The sequence below is a fragment of the Streptomyces guryensis genome, assembly GCF_021261325.1.
GTDB classification, from domain to species: domain Bacteria; phylum Actinomycetota; class Actinomycetes; order Streptomycetales; family Streptomycetaceae; genus Streptomyces; species Streptomyces guryensis.
Map to the genome: position 1 here is coordinate 158,785 of NZ_JAJSBI010000018.1, position 22,020 is coordinate 180,804.

General features: G+C 71.0%; 18 protein-coding genes and 1 pseudogene. 12 read left to right on the forward strand and 7 right to left on the reverse strand.

The annotated features are described in order from the left end of the window. Positions 1-361 precede the first annotated feature (361 nt). A pseudogene (locus LJ657_RS49515) lies at positions 362-427 on the forward strand (hypothetical protein); the annotation flags it as partial. Between the two features lie 112 nt (positions 428-539). After that, positions 540-674 carry a hypothetical protein gene (locus LJ657_RS49520; RefSeq protein WP_505016523.1) on the forward strand — a complete coding sequence of 45 codons (135 nt, stop codon included), beginning with the start codon at positions 540-542 and terminating at the stop codon, positions 672-674. Here the strand turns inward: LJ657_RS49520 and LJ657_RS30940 are convergent. Beyond that, the gene (locus tag LJ657_RS30940) at positions 661-1,425 is read right to left on the reverse strand and encodes a crotonase/enoyl-CoA hydratase family protein (protein ID WP_232652141.1); all 765 of its coding nucleotides are present in this window, start codon (positions 1,423-1,425) and stop codon (positions 661-663) included. The genes LJ657_RS49520 and LJ657_RS30940 overlap by 14 nt on opposite strands. Before the next feature lie 104 nt (positions 1,426-1,529). On the opposite strand from LJ657_RS30940, the gene LJ657_RS30945 reads away from it, so the two are divergent. Further along, positions 1,530-2,339, forward strand: a complete 810-nt coding sequence (locus LJ657_RS30945; protein WP_232652142.1) for an SDR family oxidoreductase — start codon at positions 1,530-1,532, stop codon at positions 2,337-2,339. A 14-nt stretch (positions 2,340-2,353) separates the two neighbouring features. Here LJ657_RS30945 and LJ657_RS30950 read toward each other — a convergent pair whose 3' ends face one another. Continuing rightward, entirely contained in the window at positions 2,354-3,343 is a 990-nt protein-coding gene (locus LJ657_RS30950; RefSeq protein WP_372487990.1) for a lysylphosphatidylglycerol synthase transmembrane domain-containing protein, read from the reverse strand. A 159-nt stretch (positions 3,344-3,502) separates the two neighbouring features. Between LJ657_RS30950 and LJ657_RS30955 the strand changes: the two genes are divergently transcribed. Continuing rightward, entirely contained in the window at positions 3,503-5,410 is a 1,908-nt protein-coding gene (locus LJ657_RS30955; protein WP_232652144.1) for an ABC transporter ATP-binding protein, read from the forward strand. Between the two features lie 73 nt (positions 5,411-5,483). Here LJ657_RS30955 and LJ657_RS30960 read toward each other — a convergent pair whose 3' ends face one another. Beyond that, positions 5,484-6,899, reverse strand: a complete 1,416-nt coding sequence (locus tag LJ657_RS30960) for an amino acid permease (protein ID WP_232652145.1) — start codon at positions 6,897-6,899, stop codon at positions 5,484-5,486. 179 nt (positions 6,900-7,078) lie between these two features. On the opposite strand from LJ657_RS30960, the gene LJ657_RS30965 reads away from it, so the two are divergent. Further along, complete coding sequence (locus tag LJ657_RS30965; protein WP_232652146.1) at positions 7,079-7,804, forward strand: FadR/GntR family transcriptional regulator; 726 nt, start codon at positions 7,079-7,081, stop codon at positions 7,802-7,804. 53 nt (positions 7,805-7,857) lie between these two features. Next, positions 7,858-9,330, forward strand: coding sequence for an APC family permease (locus tag LJ657_RS30970; RefSeq protein ID WP_232652147.1), 1,473 nt, complete (start codon positions 7,858-7,860; stop codon positions 9,328-9,330). A 464-nt stretch (positions 9,331-9,794) separates the two neighbouring features. On the opposite strand, the gene LJ657_RS30975 is transcribed toward LJ657_RS30970, so the two are convergent. Further along, the gene (locus tag LJ657_RS30975; RefSeq protein ID WP_232652148.1) at positions 9,795-10,907 is read right to left on the reverse strand and encodes an AraC family transcriptional regulator; all 1,113 of its coding nucleotides are present in this window, start codon (positions 10,905-10,907) and stop codon (positions 9,795-9,797) included. Between the two features lie 185 nt (positions 10,908-11,092). Here LJ657_RS30975 and LJ657_RS30980 point away from each other — a divergent pair, with 185 nt between their 5' ends. The 5 genes from LJ657_RS30980 (at position 11,093) to LJ657_RS31000 (ending at position 17,167) form a co-directional block, all read left to right on the forward strand. After that, positions 11,093-12,313: an MFS transporter gene (locus tag LJ657_RS30980; RefSeq protein WP_232652149.1), complete on the forward strand. Its 1,221-nt coding sequence runs from the start codon at positions 11,093-11,095 to the stop codon at positions 12,311-12,313. A gap of 106 nt (positions 12,314-12,419) precedes the next feature. Beyond that, complete coding sequence (locus LJ657_RS30985; protein ID WP_232652150.1) at positions 12,420-13,766, forward strand: flavin-containing monooxygenase; 1,347 nt, start codon at positions 12,420-12,422, stop codon at positions 13,764-13,766. After that, positions 13,763-14,641 (forward strand): SDR family NAD(P)-dependent oxidoreductase, encoded by an 879-nt coding sequence (locus LJ657_RS30990; RefSeq protein WP_232652151.1) that lies wholly within the window; start codon positions 13,763-13,765, stop codon positions 14,639-14,641. Before LJ657_RS30985 ends, LJ657_RS30990 begins: the two co-directional genes overlap by 4 nt. Then, entirely contained in the window at positions 14,638-16,059 is a 1,422-nt protein-coding gene (locus LJ657_RS30995) for an aldehyde dehydrogenase family protein (protein ID WP_232652152.1), read from the forward strand. Before LJ657_RS30990 ends, LJ657_RS30995 begins: the two co-directional genes overlap by 4 nt. Before the next feature lie 151 nt (positions 16,060-16,210). Next, positions 16,211-17,167 carry a Rossmann-fold NAD(P)-binding domain-containing protein gene (locus LJ657_RS31000; protein ID WP_232652153.1) on the forward strand — a complete coding sequence of 319 codons (957 nt, stop codon included), beginning with the start codon at positions 16,211-16,213 and terminating at the stop codon, positions 17,165-17,167. Between the two features lie 320 nt (positions 17,168-17,487). Here the strand turns inward: LJ657_RS31000 and LJ657_RS31005 are convergent, their stop codons facing one another. Then, a complete protein-coding gene (locus tag LJ657_RS31005; RefSeq protein WP_232652154.1) occupies positions 17,488-19,362 on the reverse strand; it encodes a chloride channel protein in 1,875 nt (624 codons plus the stop codon). Positions 19,363-19,625: 263 nt separating this feature from the next. Beyond that, positions 19,626-19,874 carry a hypothetical protein gene (locus tag LJ657_RS31010; RefSeq protein WP_232652155.1) on the reverse strand — a complete coding sequence of 83 codons (249 nt, stop codon included), beginning with the start codon at positions 19,872-19,874 and terminating at the stop codon, positions 19,626-19,628. Positions 19,875-20,009: 135 nt separating this feature from the next. On the opposite strand from LJ657_RS31010, the gene LJ657_RS31015 reads away from it, so the two are divergent. Then, a complete protein-coding gene (locus LJ657_RS31015; protein ID WP_372487991.1) occupies positions 20,010-20,588 on the forward strand; it encodes a MarR family winged helix-turn-helix transcriptional regulator in 579 nt (192 codons plus the stop codon). A 447-nt stretch (positions 20,589-21,035) separates the two neighbouring features. On the opposite strand, the gene LJ657_RS31020 is transcribed toward LJ657_RS31015, so the two are convergent. After that, positions 21,036-22,019, reverse strand: coding sequence for a D-2-hydroxyacid dehydrogenase (locus LJ657_RS31020; protein WP_232652156.1), 984 nt, complete (start codon positions 22,017-22,019; stop codon positions 21,036-21,038). Between the last annotated feature and the right edge of the window lies 1 nt (position 22,020).

Below are 22,020 nucleotides of genomic sequence, written 5' to 3' on the forward strand. Positions count from 1 at the left end.
GCGCCGGTTCCGCCTGGTCGCACTCGGAGCCGTACACGGCGGCCTCGGGAGTCCCTGCGCCTCGCGGTCGCTGGGCGTGCTGTGTTGATCCGAAGGGCGGGCGGTGCGGGTGTACGTCCGGGAGCCTCGATCCTGCGAGCCAGGGGATACGGCCTCAAGGTGTCTCTGGGGCATGGAGGTTGTTGCGACGAGCGTCACAGCCGTGTTCGGCACGCTGCTGGGCTCCGCGCTGACCCACGTGTTCCAGCGGCGCACGGCCGACCGGGCCGAACAGTTCACCGGGAACGAGCGGCTGCGGCAGGAACGCATCGAGGCCTACTGCGCTTTCGCCGGCGCGCTCGCGAACTACCGCCGGGGTCAGATGGACCTCTGGTTCGCACGGCGTGACCGCTTGCCCGAATCCGATCTGCGTGACTTGCGCGGAGAAGAACAGGCCCTGCGGGCCGGCGCGTTGGAGGCGATGTTCCGGGTGGAGCCGCTGACGGAGGGAGCCGGGTCCGGCGGAGGCCGGCCGGCAGGCACTGGAGTCGATCGACCGGATCAACCGCGCCGAGACCCGGGCGGAGCTCGACCAGGAACGCACGACCTCACGGACGCTGCTCTACGCCTTTGTCACTTCTTCGAAGCCGCATGTCGCGCGCCCGGCCGCAGACGCGTCCTTCACCCGTCCGTGAACGACCCGTGTCGTCCCGCGCCGCCCGCGAACCGCGCCGCCCCCTCCAGGCCTTCCGCCAACACGCCCATCCCGTACCGGAGTTCGCCCCGCATGGCCGCCGACTCGTCCAGCCCGTCCTGCTCCAGTGCCGACGCCCGGTCGCCCCGTAGACACGCCTGCGGGAAGCGGGCGATCTCGGCGGCCAGGGTCTCCGCCTCGGTGCGTGCCGTGCCGGTGGGGACGAGCCGGTTGGCGAGGCCCGTCTCGTACGCCTCGCGCGCCGGCACCGCCCGCCCGGTGAGGATCATGTCCAGGGCGCGGCTCTGCCCGATCAGCCGAGGCAGCCGTACTGTGCCGCCGTCGATCAGCGGGACGCCCCAGCGGCGGCAGAACACGCCGAAGACGGCGTCCTCCTCGGCGACCCGCAGGTCGCACCAGAGCGCCAGTTCGAGGCCGCCGGCCACGGCATGTCCCGCGACGGCGGCGATCACCGGCTTGGACAGCCGAAGCCGTGTCGGTCCCATCGGGCCGTCGCCGTCCTCCGAGACCCGGTTGCCGCGGTCGGTGCCGAGTGCCTTGAGGTCGGCGCCCGCGCAAAAGGTGCCGCCCTCACCCCACAGGACCGCCACCCGCGCCTGATCGTCCGCCTCGAACTCACGGAAGGCGGCGACGAGTTCGGCGGCAGTCGGGCCGTCCACCGCGTTGCGGACCTCGGGGCGGGAGAGGATGACCGTGGTGACGTGTCCCTGGCGTTCGGTACGGACCGGCATGGTGCGGCCCCTTTCTCCGAGAGTGCCGGCGCGGGCGGCGACCGGCGCCGTGATCGTGGAACGGCTGTGCGAGGCTGGAACACCGTACAGAGGGAGTGCTCCTGATGGCAGCTGCTGCGTCCTCCCGGCGGACAACGCCCGGGCCCCCGGCAGACAGGCAGGTCGGCCGGGATGACCCGCGCGGACATCGCGAGGCGAACCTGAGTGAACACGCGGATGCGCTGCCGGTCGCCGTCGTGACCGGCGCCAATCGCGGTATCGGGTTCGAGGTCGTACGGCAGCTCGCGGGCCGCGGTCACCGCGTGGTGCTCGGTTCCCGCGACCTCGCAAAGGGGCGCACCGCCGCGGCGCGAATCGACCCGGGCGGCGAGCGGGTGAGCGCGGTGCGGCTCGATGTCTCCGACGCGGCGAGCGTGTCCGCCATGGCCGAACGGGTGGGCGGGGAGCTGGGGCGCGTGGACGTGGTCGTCAACAACGCGGCGATCCTGTACGACACCTGGGCGCAGGCCCGGTCGGCCGACCTCGCCGAGGTCCAACGGGCCCTGGACACCAATCTGTTCGGTGCCTGGCGGGTCACCCAGGCGCTGCTCCCGCTGTTGCGGCGCAGCCCGCACCCGCGGGTGGTCATGGTGAGCAGCGAGGGAGGTTCGCTGCAGTCGATGAGTGGCGGCACCCCTGCCTACAGCGTCTCCAAGGCCGCGCTCAACGCTCTGACCTGCCTGCTGGCCGGTGAACTGCGCCGGCACCGCGTCCTCGTCAACGCGATCTGCCCCGGCTGGGTCGCCACCGACATGGGCGGCGGTGGCGGACGTCCCGTCGCCGAAGGAGCCGCCGGGATCGTGTGGGCCGCCACGCTGCCCGACACCGGGCCGACCGGGGGCTTCTTCCGGGACGGCAAACCGGTTCCCTGGTGAGGCCAGGAGTCGGCTCAGATCACCTTCAGCCGTACCAGCGCGCCCAGGGTCAAGGCGCCCGGCAGCAGCGGCAGCCACACCGTGATGATCCGGTAGGCGAGCACCACCGCGGTCGCCACGGCCACCGGACCGCCCGCCGCCACCAGCGCCACGACCAGCGCCGCCTCCACCGAGCCGAGCCCGCCCGGCGTCGGCACGAGCGCGACGGCGACCGTCGCCGCCAGATACGCGACCGCCATGTGCACGGGCGGTACCGGCAGCCCCAGCGACAGCCCGACCAGGACCAGTCCGGCCGCCTGCAGCGCGGGGAAGGCGAGCGAACCGCCCCACAGCGCGAGCGCGCGCGACGGACGGGTGTGCACCGAGCGCAGCTCGCACAGGGACGTGCGCAGGAAGGACACGACGGCCGTGCGCAGCCGTCGTACGAGAAGCAGGACGGCCGCCGCCACGACCAGGGCCCCGGCGACGGCGAGCAGCAGCGGGCCCATCGCACCGTGGGGCAGCAGCGCGCCGAACCGCAACGCGTCCGGGAAGGCGAGCAGCAGCCCCGCCAGCAGGGTCAGCCGGGCGACCGACTCGGCCAGGAGGTACAGGGCGAGCGCGGCTGAGGAGCGGGCGAGCGGAATCCCGCACACGGTCATGAACCGCAGGTTGACCGCGCCCGCGCCGAGGCCGGTCGGCAGCAGGTGGTTGGCCGAGCCCGCCGCGAACTGTGTGGCGAGCAGCCGCCTCCTGGGCAACCGGTCGACGACCGCGCCCTGCCGGGTGCAGGCGGCCGCCACCCAGGTCAGACAGGTGGCGCCGGCCGCCGCCAGCAGCCAGGGCCACTCGGCGGCCCGCAGATGGCCGAAGCCCTCGACGAGCACGGACCGGTGCTGCACGGCCACGACGGACACGAGCAGCAGCGGCAGCAGGCACAGGATCTGCCGCAGCACGCGGGCCGGGACGCGTCGGGGGAGGCGTCCCGGGCGGAGTGGCCCCTGGGGAAGGTGTACCGCAGTCACATCCGGAGAGGGTTTCCAGGCCGTGCCAACGGCGGGTTGCGGAAGCGGGGACAGCGGCTGAATCGGGGACAGCGGCTTGCGTACGGTCATCGGGTCCTTCGCGGGGGACGTCAGGAAAACATTGACCTCAATGAAGCTTGAGGTCCTACGGTCTCTCTCATGAGCATGGAGACCACAGCCTGGATGCAGCTGCACAGTGTCATGAACGCCGAGCAGGAGCGCCGCCCCCTCGCGCGCGCCACGCTGCGCCGCATCGCCGCCTTCGCCCGACCACACCGCGCCCGCATGGCGCAGTTCGTCCTGCTCGGGGTGATGACCGCGCTGCTCGCCGTCGCGACCCCCGTACTGGCCGGGCGTGTCGTGAACGCGATCGTGTCGGGTCGCGACGAGGGCACGGTCGTACGTCTGGCCCTGCTCATCGCGCTCATCGCGGTCGCGGAGGCGGCCCTCGGCATCCTCGGCAGGAGGCTTTCGGCGACGCTCGGGGAGGGACTCATCCTCGATCTGAGGACGGCTGTGTTCGATCATGTGCAGCGGATGCCGGTCGCGTTCTTCACACGCACCCGTACGGGAGCGCTGGTCTCCCGTCTCAACAACGACGTCATCGGCGCGCAGCGTGCCTTCAGCAACACACTGTCCGGAGTGGTCAGCAACCTGGTCACCCTCCTGCTCACGCTCGCGGTCATGCTGACGCTGTCCTGGCAGATCACCCTGCTCGCGCTGGTGCTGCTGCCGGTGTTCGTGATCCCCGCGCGGCGCATGGGCAGCCGCATGGCCCGCATGCAGCGGGAGGCTGCGACGCTCAACGCGGCGATGGGCACCCGTATGACCGAGCGGTTCTCCGCCCCGGGAGCCACGCTCGTGAAACTCTTCGGGCGGCCCGAGGAAGAGTCGGTGGAGTTCGCGGCCCGCGCAAGCCGGGTCGCGGAGATCGGCGTACGCACCGCCACGGCCCAGTCGGTGTTCATCACCGCCCTGACCCTGGTCTCCTCCCTGGCCCTCGCCCTGGTCTACGGCCTCGGCGGCTGGTTCGCGCTGCGCGGCAGCCTGGAGCCGGGCGCGGTCGTGTCGCTGGCGCTGCTGCTGACCCGTATGTACGCGCCGCTCACCTCGCTCGCCGGGGCGCGCGTCGAGGTGATGAGCGCCCTCGTCAGCTTCGAGCGGGTCTTCGAGGTGCTCGATCTCAAGCCCCTCATCGAGGAGAAAGCGGACGCGCAGGCCGTGCCCGAGGGCCCGGTCTCCGTCGAGTTCGACGACGTCCGTTTCGCCTACCCGTCCGCCGACAAGGTCTCCCTGGCCTCCCTTGAGGAGGTGGCGAGCCTGGACACCCGGGGCGGCGACGAGGTCCTGCACGGCATCTCCTTCCGCGCCGAACCGGGCCAGACCGTCGCACTCGTGGGCTCGTCCGGCGCGGGCAAGTCGACGATCGCCGGACTGCTTCCGCGCCTGTACGACGTCGACGGGGGAGCCGTACGCGTCGGCGGCACCGATGTCCGCGACCTGACCGCACAGTCCCTGCGCGCCACCCTCGGCATGGTCACCCAGGACGGCCACCTCTTCCACGACTCGGTCCGCGCCAACCTGCTGCTGGCCGCCCCCACCGCCACCGAGGCCGACCTGTGGGACGCCCTGCGCCGCTCCCGCCTCGACGATCTCGTACGGTCCCTGCCCGACGGCCTCGACACGGTGGTCGGCGAGCGCGGTTACCGTCTCTCCGGCGGCGAACGCCAGCGCATGACCATCGCCCGGCTGCTGCTGGCCCGCCAGCGCGTGGTCATCCTCGACGAGGCCACCGCCCATCTCGACAACACCTCGGAAGCCGCCGTACAGGAGGCCTTGGCCGAGGCACTGGAGGGCCGCACCGCGGTGGTGATCGCCCACCGGCTGTCCACCGTGCGGGCCGCGGACGTGATCCTGGTGATCGAGGGCGGGCTGATCGTGGAACGGGGGACGCACGAGGAACTGCTGGTGGCCGGCGGGCGGTATGCGGAGCTTTACCGGACGCAGTTCGAGGAGCCGGCGGCGGAGGCGACCGGGATCGCCGCGGCCGGGGAGGCCGTGGCGTAGCAGACGGTCGACCCCGAGGAGCGGGGCCGCCGCCCCTCGGGGTTCCGGTGTCCTGCGGGACAGCGCGTTCGTCCTACGGGACCAGCGCGTCCTTCTTCCGGCCCACCCGCTCGCGGACCAGCGCGAAGACGACCACAGCGAGGGCCACCAGGGTGGAAAGGACCACCTGGTCGCGTCCGCCGCCGTCGGCCGTGTCGGTGAGCATGTAGCCCAGGACGAAGGTGATCAGGGCGATGGTCGCCCAGGTCAGGTAGGGGTAGAGCCACATCCGGACGACGAGTTTCTCCGGCGTCTCCCGCTCGATGATTTTGCGCATCCGCAGCTGCGAGAAGCAGATCACCAGCCATACGAACAGGGCGATCGCGCCGGAGGAGTTGAGCAGGAACTGGAAGACCGTGTCCGGCCACAGGTAGTTGAAGGCGACCGCGACGAAGCCGAAGACCACCGAGGCCAGGATGGCCGCCTGCGGCACACCGCGCTTCGTGGTGCGGCCGAAGGAGGCGGGGGCGTCGCTGCGCCGGGCCAGCGAGAAGGCCATGCGTGAGGCCGTGTACAGGCCGGAGTTGAGACAGGACAGCACCGACGTCAGCACGATGGCGTTCATGATCTGGCTCGCGTGCGGGATGCCGATGGAGCTCAGCGCGGCGACATAGGAGCCGTCCTTGAGGATGGCCGGGTCGTCCCAGCGCAGCAGCGACACCACGATCAGGATCGAGCCCAGGTAGAACACCGCGATCCGCCAGATCACGCTGTTGGTGGCCTTGGTGACCGCGCCCTGCGGGTCCGCGGACTCGCCGGCCGCGAGCGTGACGATCTCGCTGCCCATGAAGGAGAAGACCACCATCAGCACGCCGGTGAGGATCGCTCCCGGCCCGTGCGGCAGGAACCCGCCGTGCGCGGTCAGGTTGGAGAAACCGGAGGCCGGGTGGTCGGAGCCGGGCAGCAGACCGAAGATCGCGAGACCGCCCACCACGATGAACGCGGCGATGGCGACCACCTTGATGCCGGCGAACCAGAACTCGAACTCGCCGTAGGAGCTGACCGAGGCCAGGTTGGAGGCGGTCAGGACGACCATGACGATCAGCGCCCAGCCCCACTGCGGGACCGCCGGTATCCAGCCGGCCAGGATCTTCGCGCCGGCGGTCGCCTCGACCGCGAGCACCACGACCCAGAAGAACCAGTACAGCCAGCCGATGGTGAACCCGGCCCAGCGCCCCAGCGCCCGGTCGGCGTACGCGGAGAAGGACCCCGAGGTGGGGTTGGCCGCCGCCATCTCGCCCAGCATCCGCATGACGAGGACGACGAGGATGCCGACGAGGGCGTAGGAGACGAGGATGCCGGGGCCCGCGGCGGCGATGCCGGAGCCGGAGCCGACGAACAGGCCGGCGCCGATGACACCGCCGATGGCGATCATCGACAGATGGCGGTTCTTCAGGCCGGCCTTGAGGCCGGGCTCGGCGGGCGGACTCTTGGTGAGCGTTGAGGTCATCACACATCCATGAGGGGAGCGGGGACGGTGACCGGGAAATTAGTTCAGTGCGATCCAAAAGAACAGTCTTGTTTAACTGTTCACCATGCTCTATTTTCCGAGCATGCATCCGAGCGCGTACAGGGCACCGCTCCGCCGCCCGCCGTAACCCCCGCTCAGCAGGCCGTTAAGGTGACGTCGTGGTGAATGCAGCGGGCAAGTTCGGGCCCTACGGCCAGCCGGCACCGGCGCCGGTCGCCGGCGTGCACGATGCCCGTGTACTGCCCGGCCGGGGCCAGACGGGCGCGGAGCTCGTCCGCTCACGGATCGCCCTGCAGGTGCGCCTGACCTCCGTCTCGCCGGGGGACCGGCTGCCGGACGCCGGGGTTCTGGCCGAGGAGCTGGGCATCGGCGAGATCACCGTGCGGCGCGCACTGGAGGCCATGTGCCAGGACGGTCTGCTCGACCGGCGGCGCGGCCGGACCGGCGGCACCTTCGTCGCCCAGGGCTGGGACACGATCGTCCCGGCGCTGCACGACACCGACGAGGCGGCCTCGCTGAGCGCCTTCCACCTGCTCCTGGAGTGCGGCCTGGTGGCGCACGGCGCGGGCGAGGTACCGGCCGACCGGCTCGACGGACTGCAGACGCTGGTCGACGCGCTGGACCTGACCGAGGACCCCGGACGACTGCTCATGCTGGAGACCCGCTTCCACCTCGACCTCGCCGAGGCGCTCGGCGGCGCGGGCGTCCGCGAACTCACCGCCGACCTCCTCGGCCGGCTGTGCCTGGTCCAGCCCGCCCCGGACCTCGCGGTCGTACGGGCACGCAACCGCTGCCACGCCGAGCTGCTCACCGAACTCGGCCGCGGCGCGCTGGACCCCGCCGTACAGGCCGTGAAGGCACACCAGCACACCCACCCCGGCTGACATCCCCCGCGCACCGCTCGCACCGCCGCACCGGATCAGAAGGAGCCGCCGCCATGCCCGACCCCAAAGCCGTCGGCCCGCCGCCGACGCCGGGCGCCGTCGGCGGCACGCCCCAGCGGCTGCGCGGCGGTGTGCTCGGCATGGCGGACATCGCCGCCGCCACCATGGCCAACGTCGGCCCCGCCATGAGCTTCTTCTTCGGCTTCGCCTTCCTGTCCACCACGGCCGGCGTGGCGTCCCCGCTGACCATCCTCGCCGCGGGCGTCGCGGTCGCGCTGCTGGGCAACACGCTCGCCCAGTTCTCCCGCGCGCATCCCTCGGCGGGCAGCTTCATCACCTTCGTCGGCAAGACCTTCGGGCCGGTCAGCGCGGTGACCACGGCCCTGCTGGCCGTACTCGGCTACATCATCGCGATGGCCTCCGTCATCGCGATCTCCGGCGGCTTCGTGCAGATCACGCTGCACCACTACACCGGCGTCGACCTGCCCTGGATCATCTGGACACTGCTGCTGACCGGGCTGTCGGTGGTGCTGATGCTGCGCGGCGTGGTGGTCTCCACCAAGTGGGCCGGCTACTTCTTCGGCGTCGAGATGCTGGTGCTCGTCGTGGTCTCGGTCGCGGCGCTCGTCGAACACCGCGGCAACCTCTCCGCCGCGCCGTTCCTGCCCGACCACATCCACCACGGCCTCCGGGGCCTGGCGGCGGGCTTCCCCCTCGCGGTCTACCTCTTCATCGGCTGGGAGAACTCCGCGGCCCTGGCGGAGGAGACGGAGAACCCCCGGCGCAACGTCGGCCGCGCCGTGTTCTCCTCCATCGGCATCATGACCGTGAGCTACATCCTCTTCTCCTACGCCACGGTCACCGGCTTCGACTACGACGTCGCCCGGCTCGGCGAGGCACGCATCCCCTTCATCGACGTCGCCCACCACACCCTCGGCGCACTGGCCTTCCTCGCCTACCTGGGCGGCCTGACCTCCACGCTCGGCGTGCTGATCGCCGGCATCAACTCCCAGGCCCGCCTGGTGTTCAACGCCGGACGCGAGGGACTGCTGCCGGCATTCCTCGGCTACGTCCACCCCACCCGCCGTACGCCGAACAACGCGATCGTCACCTTCGCCGCCATCTCCCTGCTGATCATCGGAGGCTGGGGCCTGGGCCATCTGCTGGGGGCCGACGGCGGCCCCATGAACCCCGTCGTCTTCTTCACCGAGTCCTCCAGCCTGGGCTCCATCCTGATCCTGCTGGTCTACCTCGCGTCCAACATCGCCCTGCCGCTGTACTACCGCCGCTACCGTCCGCAGGAGTTCCGCACGGTCCGCCACCTGGTGCTGCCCTGCCTCGGCGCGCTGGCCATCCTGGTCCCGCTGTACTACCTGGCCAAGCCCGGCCAGCCCGCGCCGTACAACTGGTTCCCCGTCGCAGCGCTGGTCGCCCTGCTGCTCTCCGTCGGTTACGCGACCCTGCTGGTCCGCCGCGATCCGGGGCTGGCCGAGCGAGTTGGTTCGGTGGTCGCCGACGCCGAGTGAGGGCGTTCCCGGCCGGGCCGTGACGGCAGGGGCCGCCGCGGTCGGCCTGACGGTGGCGCTCGCCTCCGCCGGGCTCCCCGCGCCGGCGGCACTCTCCGCCGAGGAGGGAGCGGCCCCCGGCCGGGACGGGCAGGTCTCGTCGCGCCAAGGGCTGGCACCGCTACGTCCAGGCACCGTCCTCGCGCACCGTACAGCCCGTCCGCACCGTCACGAGCAGAGGCGATGTCGACAACGCGGAGGCCCTGCTCAAGCCCGGCGGGGCCGCGACGGTCCTGCGGCGCCCGCGCCCCCGAGGCGGCTCCCCGGTGGCCCGAAGGCACCACCGCCGCGTGCGCGCAGCCCGGCACACGCTGTGGGACCGACATCGTGCGTCGACGCCTGACGTGCAGGTGACCGAAGGGGTGGTCACGGTGTCGGACCTCGGGCCGGGCAACCACAGTTTCGTGTGCGAGCCGCACGACTGGCTAGGGCTCGGCGCCCCGCTCGGGGAGCGCATGCGGTCGGCCGGTCGGTGCCTCCCGCTCCAGCAGACCGGTGCGCAATTCGAGCGGGGTCACTCCGTGCCACCGGCGAATCGCCCGCCGGAGCGCGCTCACGTCGGCGAAGCCCGCCTGGCGGGTGATGTCACGGAGCGTCAGTTCCGGTCGCCGTAGGAGCTGTTCGACCTGCTCGCGGCGTACCCCGTCGACGATGGCCTCGTACGTGGTGCCGCACTCGGCCAGGCGGCGGCGCAGGGTGCGTTCGCTGGACGCGTGCCTGCGGGCCTGTTCGCTGAACGAGGGGACAGCCGGAAGGCTCTGCGCGAGGGAGATCTCCAGCACTTCGAGCAGGTCCTGCTGGTCGCGTCGTGACGCCATCTCCCCGTCCAGCACGCCCCGCACCGAGGCGTGGGTGATGGGGTCCCGACCCGGCATGGTCGCACGCGCCCACCGGGTGGGGAACACCATGCGGTTGCCGGTGGCGTCGAAGCGCAGCGGGCAGCGGAAGAGTTCGTCGAACGGGCGCGTGTCGCGCGGGGCCGGGAAGGCGAACTCGACCGTCTGCGGGGCGAATGCGGCCCCGATGCTCAGCCGGGTGAGGGTGACGACGCTGGAGTACGCCTCCTCGGTGAGGAAGACGGCGACCGTCGGATCCAGCGCGGGGTCCGGCAGATCGGCGCGCAGCACATAGCCGGCGTCCTCCCAGCGGGCCGACCACACCGTCATCGCCCCGGACAGGTTCTGATAGCGCACGCCGGTCTCGATGGCGTCCTGAAGGGCGTCGGCAGCCATCATGGCCAGGCCGATCAGCCCCCACGCGGTGAGGTGCTGCGCCGCCCCCACGCGCAGTCCCAGGTGTTCGTCCCCGGTGAGTTTCACCGCCTGGCGGATGACATCACTGCCCTGCCGGTAGGAGACCCGCAGCGCGGCGGATCCCATCACCGTCGGGTCCAGCCCGACCCGGGTCAGCAGCGGCTGCAGGTCGACGCCGTGCTCGTCGGCGACCCGGGCGAGGTAGCGGAGGATGTTCGGCGCGATGGTGGCCGAGGTACTGCGGCTCGTTCCCGGAGACGTGACCGGGGCGGGGTCATCGGGCATCGCGTCCCCTCTCACCAGGGCGTTTCTCGCTTCACTGTAAGCAGCAGGGCCCCGTCTGTCGCGGGTGTGGCCGCCGGGGCCCTCTTTTCGGCCTCTGGCGCGCTGCACACGCCCTTTTCGCCGTCCCTACCTTTTGCGGAACCCGCTCGTTCTGCGCTCTCGCGCCGGTGTAACGAAGGCTCACCATGACCGCACCTCTTCAGACCCCGGCCCGGCGACGATCCGTGCGCCGCAGCCCCCATGCGGCGGCTCGACGGGCCGTGGCGACGGTGTTCGCCGCCCAGGGAGCGGCGGTGGCGGCGGTGTCCACCACGGTGCCCGCCGTCAAGGAGCGCCTCTCGCTCTCCCCGCTGACCATGACATTGCTGGTCGTGACCGTAGCGCTGAGCGCGGGCGTCGGCAGCTTCGCCGGACTGGCCCTGATCCGGCGGGTGGGGCCGGTCGCCGCGATGCGGTCCGCGGTCGTGGCGACCGCCGCGGCTCTGCTGCTGATCGGCTGGGCTCCCGGCCGGGCAGTCGTCGCGGTGTCCTACGGGTTGTTCGGCATGGCGCTGGGCTGCATCGACGTATCGGCGAACACCCGGGCCGCAACCGTCGAACGCCACTACGGCCGGAGCATCTTCGCCTCCTTCTACGCCGCCTGGAGCGCGGCCGGCATCGCGGCCGCACTGCTGACCGCGACCACGGCTCACCTCGGCTGGTCCGTCGAGCACACCCTCACCGCACAGGCAGGTCTCGTTCTGATCCTCGCCCTGACCGTCCGCACGCACGAGCTCCCCGCCCACTCACCCCTCGCCGTGTCCGCCCCTGAGGAGTCCCGCGGGGAGTCCGACGTGCTCGGACGCGGACTGTGGGTCGAACTCGCCCCGTTCGGCCTGGTCCTCCTGGTCGCCTATGTCATCGACTCCACGGTCTCCTCGTGGTCGACGCTGTACCTCCACCAGACCCTGGACACCGCCCTGTCCATCGCACCCCTGGCCTATGCGGCCTACCAGGTGGGCACCGTCACCGGGCGGGCCTGTGCCGACCACCTCGTACGCACCTTGGGCCCGGTGGCCGTGATCCGCGCCGCCACCCTGCTCACCGCCGCCGCGCTGGCCGGACTGGCAGCAGCCCCCGCCTGGCCGTACGCGGTCCTGGCCGCCGCGTGCGCCGGGCTCGGCGTCTCCGCGCTCGTGCCCCTGTGCCTCGCCTCCGCCGGGCGCCTGCGACCGCGGGCGACCGAAGCGGTCCTGGCCCGGATGAACGTCTTCAACTACACGGGCGTGCTCGCGGGCGGGGCCGCCAGCGGAATCCTCGGGTCCACCGGTCACTTCCGCCTCGCCTACGGGATCCCGGCCGCACTCGTCCTCGCGCTCCTGGCGGCCGCCCGGTCTTTCGCATGGCCGCCCAGGCCCCCTCTCTGACCGCACGGACCATTTCCCGCTGAACTGCAGATGAATAAGTTCCCTTCAGGTCTTCAGGAATGGGCCTGCGAACCGATGGAGATCCGATGGGAAAGGGATCAGCTTCATGGGAAAAATCCAGTACGACACCTGCGTGATCGGAGCGGGACCTGCCGGGCTCGCGGTCGCCAGAGCCCTGACGGAGCGGAACCTGCCGTACACGCATCTTGAGCGGCACACGGGCCCGGGCGGTATCTGGGACATCGACAATCCCGGCAGCCCGATGTACGAGTCGGCCCATTTTATTTCCAGCAAAACCCTCTCGGGCTTCGGAGGATTTCCGATGCCCGGCGAATTCGCCGACTACCCGCCGCACCGGCAGATCCTCTCGTACCTGACGTCCTTCGCCGACGCCTACGAACTGACGGAGCGCATCCACTTCGGCGTCGAGGTCGAAAGCGTCGAGAAGAACGCCGACGGCACCTGGACGGTCACCCGGACCGACGGACAGCAGACCCTGCACGGCCAGGTCGTGGTGTGCACGGGATCCCAGTGGCACCCCAACGTCCCGGAACTGCCCGGCGACTTCACCGGCGAGGTCCGCCACACGGTCGGCTACCGCAGCGCGGAGGAACTGCGGGGCAAGCGGGTCCTGGTCGTGGGCGCCGGGAACTCCGGCTGCGACATCGCCTGCGACGCGGCCCGCGCCGCGGACCACGCGGTGATCAGCATGCGCCGCGGCTACTGGTTCATCCCCAAGCACCTCTTCGGGCGCCCGGTGGACACCATCGCCAACGACGGGCCCCACCTGCCGATGTGGCTGGCGCAGCGGGTCTTCGGTACCCTCCTGCGGATCATCAACGGCGACCCGACCCGACTGGGCCTGCAGAAGCCGGACCACAAGCTGTTCGAGACCCACCCCGCGATCAACTCGATGCTGATCCACCACCTCCAGCACGGCGACATCACCGCCAGGCCGGGGATCGCCCACACCGAGGGCAGGACCGTCCACTTCACGGACGGCACCAGCGACGACTTCGACCTGATCCTGCTGGCCACCGGTTACGTCCACCAAGTGCCGGTCGCGCAGAAGTACTTCGGCGACGAACAGCATCCCGACCTCTATCTGTCGTCGTTCTCCCGCGAGCACCAGGGCCTGTTCGGAGTCGGCTTCGTCGAGACCAACTCCGGCGCGTACCGGCTCTTCGACACCCAGGCCCAGTTGATCGCCGGGCACATCGACGACGTGGCGCAGGGACTGCCGAACGCGGAACGGTTCGCGGGCCTGATCCGTACCGACCGCCCGGACCTGTCCGGCGGCCTCAAGTTCGTCGACTCGCCCCGGCACACCGGCTACGTCGACAGCGCGGCCCTGGTGAAGCACCTCGGCAGGATCGCGGCCGGCATGGGCTGGCGCACCGAGGGCCGGCCGCCGCGCGTGCGGTCCCTGCGGGACGCGGAGGCGGTGTCGTGAGCGGCTTCGACTTCCGTGACAAGGTCATCCTGGTGACCGGCGGCGCCGGCGGGATCGGCAGCGCGATGTGCCGCCGCTTCGCCACCGGGGGCGCCCGCTGCGTGGTCGTCGACATCGACGAGGCCCGCGCCAAGCGGGTCGCCGTCGAGCTTCCCGGCGCCGGCCACACCGCTCTGGGCTGCGACCTTGTGAACCGGGCTGAGGTGGAGCACCTTTTCGAGCAGGTCGCCGCCGTCTACGGGCGCCTCGACGTGCTCGTCAACAACGTGGGAATGACCAGCGCCGAACGCTTCGACGTGTGCAGCGTCGAGAGCATCGAGCAGGAGATCACCCTCAATCTGACCTCGCCGCTGGTCGCCACCAGGATCGCGATCCCGCTGCTGCGGGCCTCCCAGGACCCCCGGGTGGTCACCACCGTCTCCCTCGGCGGTATCTTCCCGCTGGGCGAGACCCCGATCTACACGGCCTCGAAGTTCGGGCTGCGCGGGGCGATGCTCGCCCTCGGGCTCGACCTGAGGAGCAAGGGCATCCTGGCCGGATCGGTGCTGCCGTCGGCGACCGACACCCCGATGCTGCGCCAGGAAGCCGTGGACGGTGGGAACTCCATGCAGTTCCAGGATCCGCCGCAGCGGCCTGCCGACGTCGTGGCGGCCGTGGTGAGCCTGCTCGGCAAGCCCCGCCTGGAGGCCTACCCCCGGACCGGTGAGTCCCGCCTGGTCCGGTTCGCGATGCTGGCGCCGAACCTGCTGCCGAAGGTGTTCCCGCTGTTCCGGCAGAGGGGCGAGCGCGGCATGGCCCGCTATCTGGAGGAGCTGCGTCGCCGGGGACTGGCACGGCAGACCGACGGCCGCTGGGAACTGGTGGAGGAGAAATGACCGCACTCGAAAACTCCGCCACGCTGAAGGTCGTCAACCCCGCCACCGGGAAGCTGATCACCACGGTGCCTGCCACCAGCGCCGAGGACGTCACCAAGGCCGCTGAGCGGGCCGAGCAGGTCATCGCATCCGGCGTGTGGTCCGGGCTGCCGGTCCGCGAGCGCAGCGCGGTGCTGCTGCGCCTTGCCGACCTGATGGAACGCGACACCGGGATGCTGGCTCGCCTGGACAGCGAGGACGCGGGAAAGCCGATCACCGAGTGCCTCACCGGCGACGTGCCCGGTGCTGTCGAGTCGATCCGCTGGTTCGCCGAAGCGGCCGACAAGGTGTTCGGCAGAATCGCCCCCGGCGGGCCGGACGGCCTCGGCCTCATGACCCGGGAACCGGTCGGCGTGACCGCGGCGATCCTGCCCTGGAACTACCCACTGGCCATGACCGCCTGGAAGGTCGGCCCTGCACTCGCCGCGGGCAACTGCCTGCTGGTCAAACCCGCCGAAGCCACCCCGCGCTCGGCCCTGCACCTGGCCCAACTCGCCGCCGAGGCGGGCCTGCCCGAGGGGGTTCTCACGGTCCTGACCGGCCATGGCTCCGTCACCGGCGCCGCCCTGGCCCGCGACCCCGTCGTGGGCGCCCTCTCCTTCACCGGCTCCACCGCGACCGGGCGCCGCATCCTCAAGGACGCGGCCGGCACCAACTTCAAACGCGTCTCACTGGAGATGGGCGGCAAGAGCCCCCAGGTGCTGATGGCCGACGCGCTCGCCTACGGCGACGAGCTCATCGACCACATGATCGAAGCCGCGTTCCTGACGACGGGGCAGAACTGCACGGCCGGTTCCCGCGTCCTGGTCCACCACAGCATCGCCGAGGAGGTGTTGGAGCGGTTCACAACCGCCGCGAAACGCCTGGTCATCGGTGACCCAGCGGACCCGCACACGCAGCTGGGGCCCCTGGTCAACCGGGCGGCCTTCGACCGGATCGCGGCGGCGGTGGAAGCAGCCCGGGCCGGCGGAGCCCGCGTTCACACCGGAGGGCTGCCGCACGGCCTGCCGCAGCGCGGTGCCTACTACCCGCCCACAGTGATCACCCACGCCCCCGAAGGCAGCGACGTACTCACCAAGGAGCTGTTCGGCCCCGTCGTCTCCGTCCAGACCTTCACCTCCGAGGACGAGGCGCTGCACCTCGCGAACACCACCGAATACGGCCTCGCCGCCTCGGTGTGGACCCGAGACCTCGACACCGCCCTCCGGCTGGCACGTGGCATCCAGGCCGGTGTGGTCTCCGTCAACGCATACAGCGAGGGCGACATCACCACACCCTTCGGAGGCTGGAAACAGTCCGGGTTCGGCGGCGTGGAGAAGTCGACAAACGCCTTCGAGCAGTGGACCCGGGAGAAGACCGTCTGGATCCGCACCCGCTGATCTCATCGGCGAGGTGATCTCATCGGCGAGGTGGCAACGCGTCAATGTGATCGCGCCTCACCAGTCCACCCACCTGGGTCGGGGCTATCTCGGTCATTCGTCTTCCGTGCAGAGTGATCACGAGATTCAATGGTGGATCGGTGGATCGCTCATGGGCGAGGTCGGTGAGTTGCGTGATGCCGTCATGGTCGTCGGTGCTACCGGAGATCTCGGCAGAAGCCTCGTGCAGGAGTTCAATCGCAGGGGTCGCCCGACCGTTGCACTCGGGCGGACGGACTCCATGGCGGTGGACCTTCCGACTCCGGACATCAACACATTCGTCAAGGTATCCGATCTTGACAGCGGCTGGCCCGAACTCGCCACGGTCCTCCCGTACTGCACCGCGATCGTGAACTGCGCGGGGCGCACCACACCGAGCGGTGTTGACCAGAATCCGGTCGGCCTCCTGTCTGTCAACCTCGGCACGCCCCGGTCCGCGGCGGCACGGGCAAAAGCCGGACCGACCCTGTGTTTCCGCTGTCGACCATGTCCGCTCGCGCCGCAGATCATGCCCGGCGCTGATGGCCGCGGTGGCGAGGAGGCGGCGACGGAAGTGCACAGGCGGAGTGCGACGAATCCGAGAGTCGATCTCGCGTTCTGTGTGATCAGGAACGGGGTCGCAGGATTCATCGCCCGGCCGCCGCGCACCCGGCACTGCCGCATCGCCAAGGCATCGGTGGTGGCCGGGTGGATCGCGATCAGTGCGGCGACGGCGTTCCACGACGCGCTGTGGCCGGTGTTGGGGACGGGATCGCCGACAGCCGTTCCGGCCGTGGCCGCCCTCATGCTCGGAGCTGGGCTGGTCACGTCCGGTCACGGCAACGCTCCTGCTCGCGCCCTTCCCGCGCGACCACTCCCGATGGGGCAGCCGCTCCGGAGTGGCCCGCCACCATCACCCTGGCCGCGAATATCCAGTCATGCAGACATCGCGGCAGCCCGGATGTCGTCCCGCGGGGTCCCGTCGGAAGAACACCAGGGCGGCGACGCAGGCAAGGGAATCCATCCTTTTCGGCCGGACGGACTTCGCGGTGGTGGCAGTTCCGCCATCGACCACCAATGGAGTCCATAACGGGCCTCTTCCGTCGGGATGTTCATCCCGCGGACCTCATCAGCTGTGACACGAACAAGGCGGTGCTCCTCGTACTGATCGAAGACTTGGCCGTCGACGCTGAAGATCGCCCGCCGGGTCCGGACGACGGGACTCACGCGCCCGACAGCAAGTGACAGCGCCGTCTGCTCCCAGACCTCAGCGTCATGAGCGCCAGGCCGTTCACGGATCACATCCCCAGGGAGACGCAGCCGGTGCTGAAGCGTGGGGGACGGACGGTTGTCCTCCACGGCCCCCGCCGTGTTGTGGGGTCTGGTGCATCCAGGGCAGGTGCGTCCGCGTCAGGTCGTGGCCGGGGCCGGGTTGCGGCGCCGCAGGGTGAAAATCCGTTCGGCGTGGTGCTCCTCGTGGAGGTCGATGCGGCGGGCGGTCAGCAGGTCGCGAAGGCGGATGATGCCCTCCACCCGGGGGTGCTCGTCGCGGGTGATGACGAGCAGGCGGGTGACGCCGTGCTGGGCCATGCGGTTGGCCAGGGCCCGGAGGGTCTCGTCGGGATGGGCGGTGACCGGGGTGTCGGCCAGTTCGGCGAGCGGGGTGTGGTCGTCGGCGTCGGCGTGGATCAGCGCGTGACGGGTGACGACTCCGGTCAGGGTGCCGTCGGCGTCGAGCACGGGGTACAGGCGCTGGGCGAGCAGCCGGTCGGGGTCACCGCCGTCGTGCGCGGCACGCAGCAGCGCGGTGATCTCCCCGGCCGGCCGGTCGCCGCGGAACGTGGTGGCCGCCGGCGTCTCCAGCTGGCGTACGAGGTGCACCTCGAGCGGGTCGACGGAGTACTCGCGGGTCAGGTGCAGGCCACGCCGGGCGAGCTTCTCGGTCAGCACCGACCGCTTGAGGAGGACCACGGAGATCAGATACGCGGCCGACGCGGTGATCACCATGGGTATGAGCGCGTTGACCTCATGGGTGAGTTCCAGGCAGAAGACGATGCCGGTGAGCGGGGAGCGCATCACGCCGCCGAGGACGCCGGCCAGCGATACCAGGGCCCAGAAGCCGGGGCTGACATGGGGGAAGACCAGGGCCTCGGCCGCGCCGAGGGCGCCGCCGACCATGAACATGGGGGCGAGGACACCGCCGGACGTGCCCGAGCCCAGGGACAGCCCCCAGATCAGGGTCTTGACGACGAGGATCCCGACGATCAGCCCGACCGTGGCGTGACCGGTCAGCAGGGCCCCGATGACGTCATAGCCGACACCGAGCGCGCGCGGCTCGATCAGTCCGCCGACGCCGATGATCGCCCCGCCGATGGCGGGCCACCACATCCAGTGGATGCGCAGGCGGGAGAAGAGGTCCTCGGAGAAGTAGACCAGGGCCGTGGCGCCCAGGGCGAGCAGTCCGGCCGCGGCCCCGGCGACGACGCACAGTCCGTAGGCGGACAGCGAGATACCGGCGGGCACATGGGCGCCGCCGAAGAGCGGGGCGGTGCCGAGCAGCGGGCCACGCACCAGGGCAGCGGTCACGGCGGCGACGGCGACGGGGAGGTAGGAGCGGGGCCGCCACTCGAAGAGCAGGAGTTCGACGGCGAGGAGGATGGCGGCGAGCGGCGCGTTGAAGGTCGCGGCCATGCCCGCCGCCGACCCGGCCACGAGCAGTGCCTTGCGCTCGTCGGTGGTGACCCGCAGGAACTGGGCGATCAGGGAGCCGACGGCGCCACCGGTCATGATGATCGGCCCCTCGGCGCCGAAAGGTCCGCCGGTGCCGATCGACACGGCGGCCGAGGTGGGCTTCAGGACGGCGACGCGGGGCTGTACCCGGCTGCCGCCGACCAGGATCGACTCGATGGCCTCCGGCATCCCGTGCCCGCGGATCTTCTCCGAGCCGTAGCGGGCCATGAGGCCGATGACCAGGCCGCCCACCACGGGCATCACCAGCAGCAGCCACCGGTGCGCGGTGTCGCCGGGCACGGCCGCGCCGAAGCCGAAGCGCCCGTGGAAGCTGAGGTTGGTGATCAGTGCGATCAGCTTGAGCAGACCGGCGGCTATGAGGGCCGCCAGTGCGCCGATGGGCACGGCCAGGGCCGTGATCAGCACGACCCGGGGCGGCACGTGGAAATCCCCCAGGTGCGGGATCTTCGAGCCCTCTTGGAGTCCGGCCGGGACGGGTGGGGCATCAGCCGCAGCGCGACGGGACTTGGCGGGTGAGGGCAGGCGGGAGGGCATGGCGGCTCCGGAGGAGGTGGCAGCGGCGGTGGCGGGGATGTGAGGCAGGGGCTGTGTTGCGACAACCCTCGGAAGATCCGAACCGGGCACGGCGCCCGGTGAGGGTGTCGGGGCGCGCCCGTGGTCACGGGCGACGCTGCCCGAGCGGGTACGAGAGGGGCGAACGGGACGGGACGGGCGCAGGGAGTGGACAGGGCTCACAGACATGGCAGACGGACGTGCTTCCTTGCACGTCCGTCACCGTCGAGCGGCGTTCAGCTCCGTCACACGGGCGTGGGACGGGCGGAGCGGACTTGCCCCGGGCGCAGAATGCGGATCTTCCGACCCCGGCACACCCGGCAGGTGTTCTCCGTGAGGGGGGACGGCACCTTGATGCCGTGTCTCACGTAGTAGTCCGCACGCAGGGACCCCTCTGCGTCCCGGATGTGCCGGATCTCGTACTCGCCCTCCCAGGCGTGCCCGCAGCGCAGGCACACGAAGGAATAGGCTTCGCGTATCGGTTCGGTCTTCATGGTCATCACCCTTGGCCCCGGAACCGTCGCGCCCACGCGGTCCCGGTATGGCAGTCAGCTTATCATTGCAGCCTGCAATGGTCACTGTGGGTGTCCGACGGGGTCCCGACCGTTGACGAGGAGAGGGGAGACGGAGTGTCCGAGGGCGGACAGGAGGCGGACCGGGAGGAGCCCCCCTCGGGTCCGGAGGTGGAGAAGGAGGGCCTGGACCGTGAGGCGGAGGACGTCACCCTCGCCGTGATGGCCGCGTCCCGGCTGATCGTCGCGCTCTCCGCCCGCGCACTCGGTGCGGTCGACGTGTCACTGACGCTGCCCCAACTGCGCTCGCTCGTGGCCCTGCACAGCTGCGGCCCGATCAAGCTGGTGGCGATGGCCGCCACCCTCGGGGTCACCCCCTCCACGTCGCTGCGCATGGTCGAACGCCTCGAATCCCTCGGGCTCATCGACCGGCGCGTCAACCCGGACAACCGCCGAGAGGTCGTGCTGCGGCTGACGCCGGAGGGGCAGGACCTCGTTGAGCGCGTCCTCGACCACCGGCGCACCGCGATCCGCGCTCTGGTCGAACGTCTGCCCGCCCGGGAACGCGCCGGTCTCGTCCCGGCGCTCAGGGCCCTGACCGCGGCCGCCGACGATCTCGACTTCACCCTCGATCCGTCGGCGGAGACCGATCGCCTGGCCGGTATCGTCGACGATCCGCTCAATCCCGCCCCGTAAGAGCCTCGGACCAGCGGGTGCCGGGGCCCTTCGGGTCCGGTACGCAGAGGCCTCGTCGTCACCCGCGGCCACAGGGGCGGCTTCATAGGTGCGGCTTCACAGGTGTTCTGTCCTCGCGCACGACTTCACGGACGAGGGCCGCGCAAGACCGCGAGCGGCGCGCTGCTCCGCCTCGTACATGCCCCTTCGCGCTGTCTCATGGGGGGCGGCAGGGCCTGGTCAAGTTCCGTAGGTGTCGGGATCCTTGGTGACGGCTCTCGTGCCGCATCTCCGTGAAAGATTCCGATCGCAAGGTCCGGGCTTCCGAACATGCTGATCCGCGTACGCCGGTTCGCTGCCGTCTGTGGACAAGAAGGTGCCGACGTCCTCAAGGCCATCCTGCGGGAAGGCGAGGAGCCCGCGCCCCGGCCGGTAGGAGTCACCGGCCAGGGCGCGGGCTCCTCGCCTTCAGGCGGGGTGCGTGTCGTCGACCACGTATCCGCGCCGCTTGTCCACCACGTTGCGCAGCGGTCGGCCCTCGAGATGGCGGGTGAAGTTGTCGAGGAACACCTCGACGAGCGCCTCCCGCTCGCTGGTGGTCTCGCCCGCCGTGTGCGGGGAGATCATCACGCCGGGCATGTTCCACAGGGGAGATTCGGCAGGCAGCGGTTCCCGGGCGAACACGTCCAGGGCTGCGCCGGCGAGCCGTCCGGCGGCGAGGTGGTCGACCAGCGCCTCCTCGTCGACGAGTCCGCCACGGCCGACGTTGATCAGCCGCGCCCCCGGCTTCATGGCGGCGAGCACGGGAGCGTCGACCATGCCCCGGGTGTCCTCGGTGAGGGGGGCGGCCAGGACGACGTAGTCCGCATCCGTCAGGGCGGAGCGCAGGGTCGTCGCACCGTGGACCGTGCCGAAGTCGGGGTCGCCCGTGCGGGACGTGCGGCCCGCGCCGCTCACCCGCATCCCGACGGCGCGCAGCAGCCGGGCGATGGCCCGGCCGATCGGCCCCGTCCCCCAGACCAGCACGGTGCGTCCGGTGATGCCGTCACTGGGACGCGGACGCCACTCGCGGCGCCGCTGGTGCTCCCAGGTGCCGGGGAAATCCTTGGCGAGGGCGAGGATCAGGCCCAGGACGTACTCGGCGGTCGGCTGCTCGTAGACCCCGCGGGCGTTGGTCAGGACAACGCGCGGCTCGTCCACCAGGGCGGGGAACAGGAAGGAGTCCACGCCCGCGGAGGACGCGTGGACCCAGCGGGGCGCCTTCAGCGGATCGTCGGGCCAGGCCTCGCGGATGGCCGGGGTGATGGTCACCCAGGCCAGGAGGACGTCGGCACCGGGGAGGAGGTAGGGCAGTTCCTCCTCGGTGGCGTAGACGGTGTCCGCGAGGCTTTCGATGCGTGCGGTGGCGGGAGGCCGGTTGCCGCGGTAGAGGACGACGAGTCGGTCGCGCATG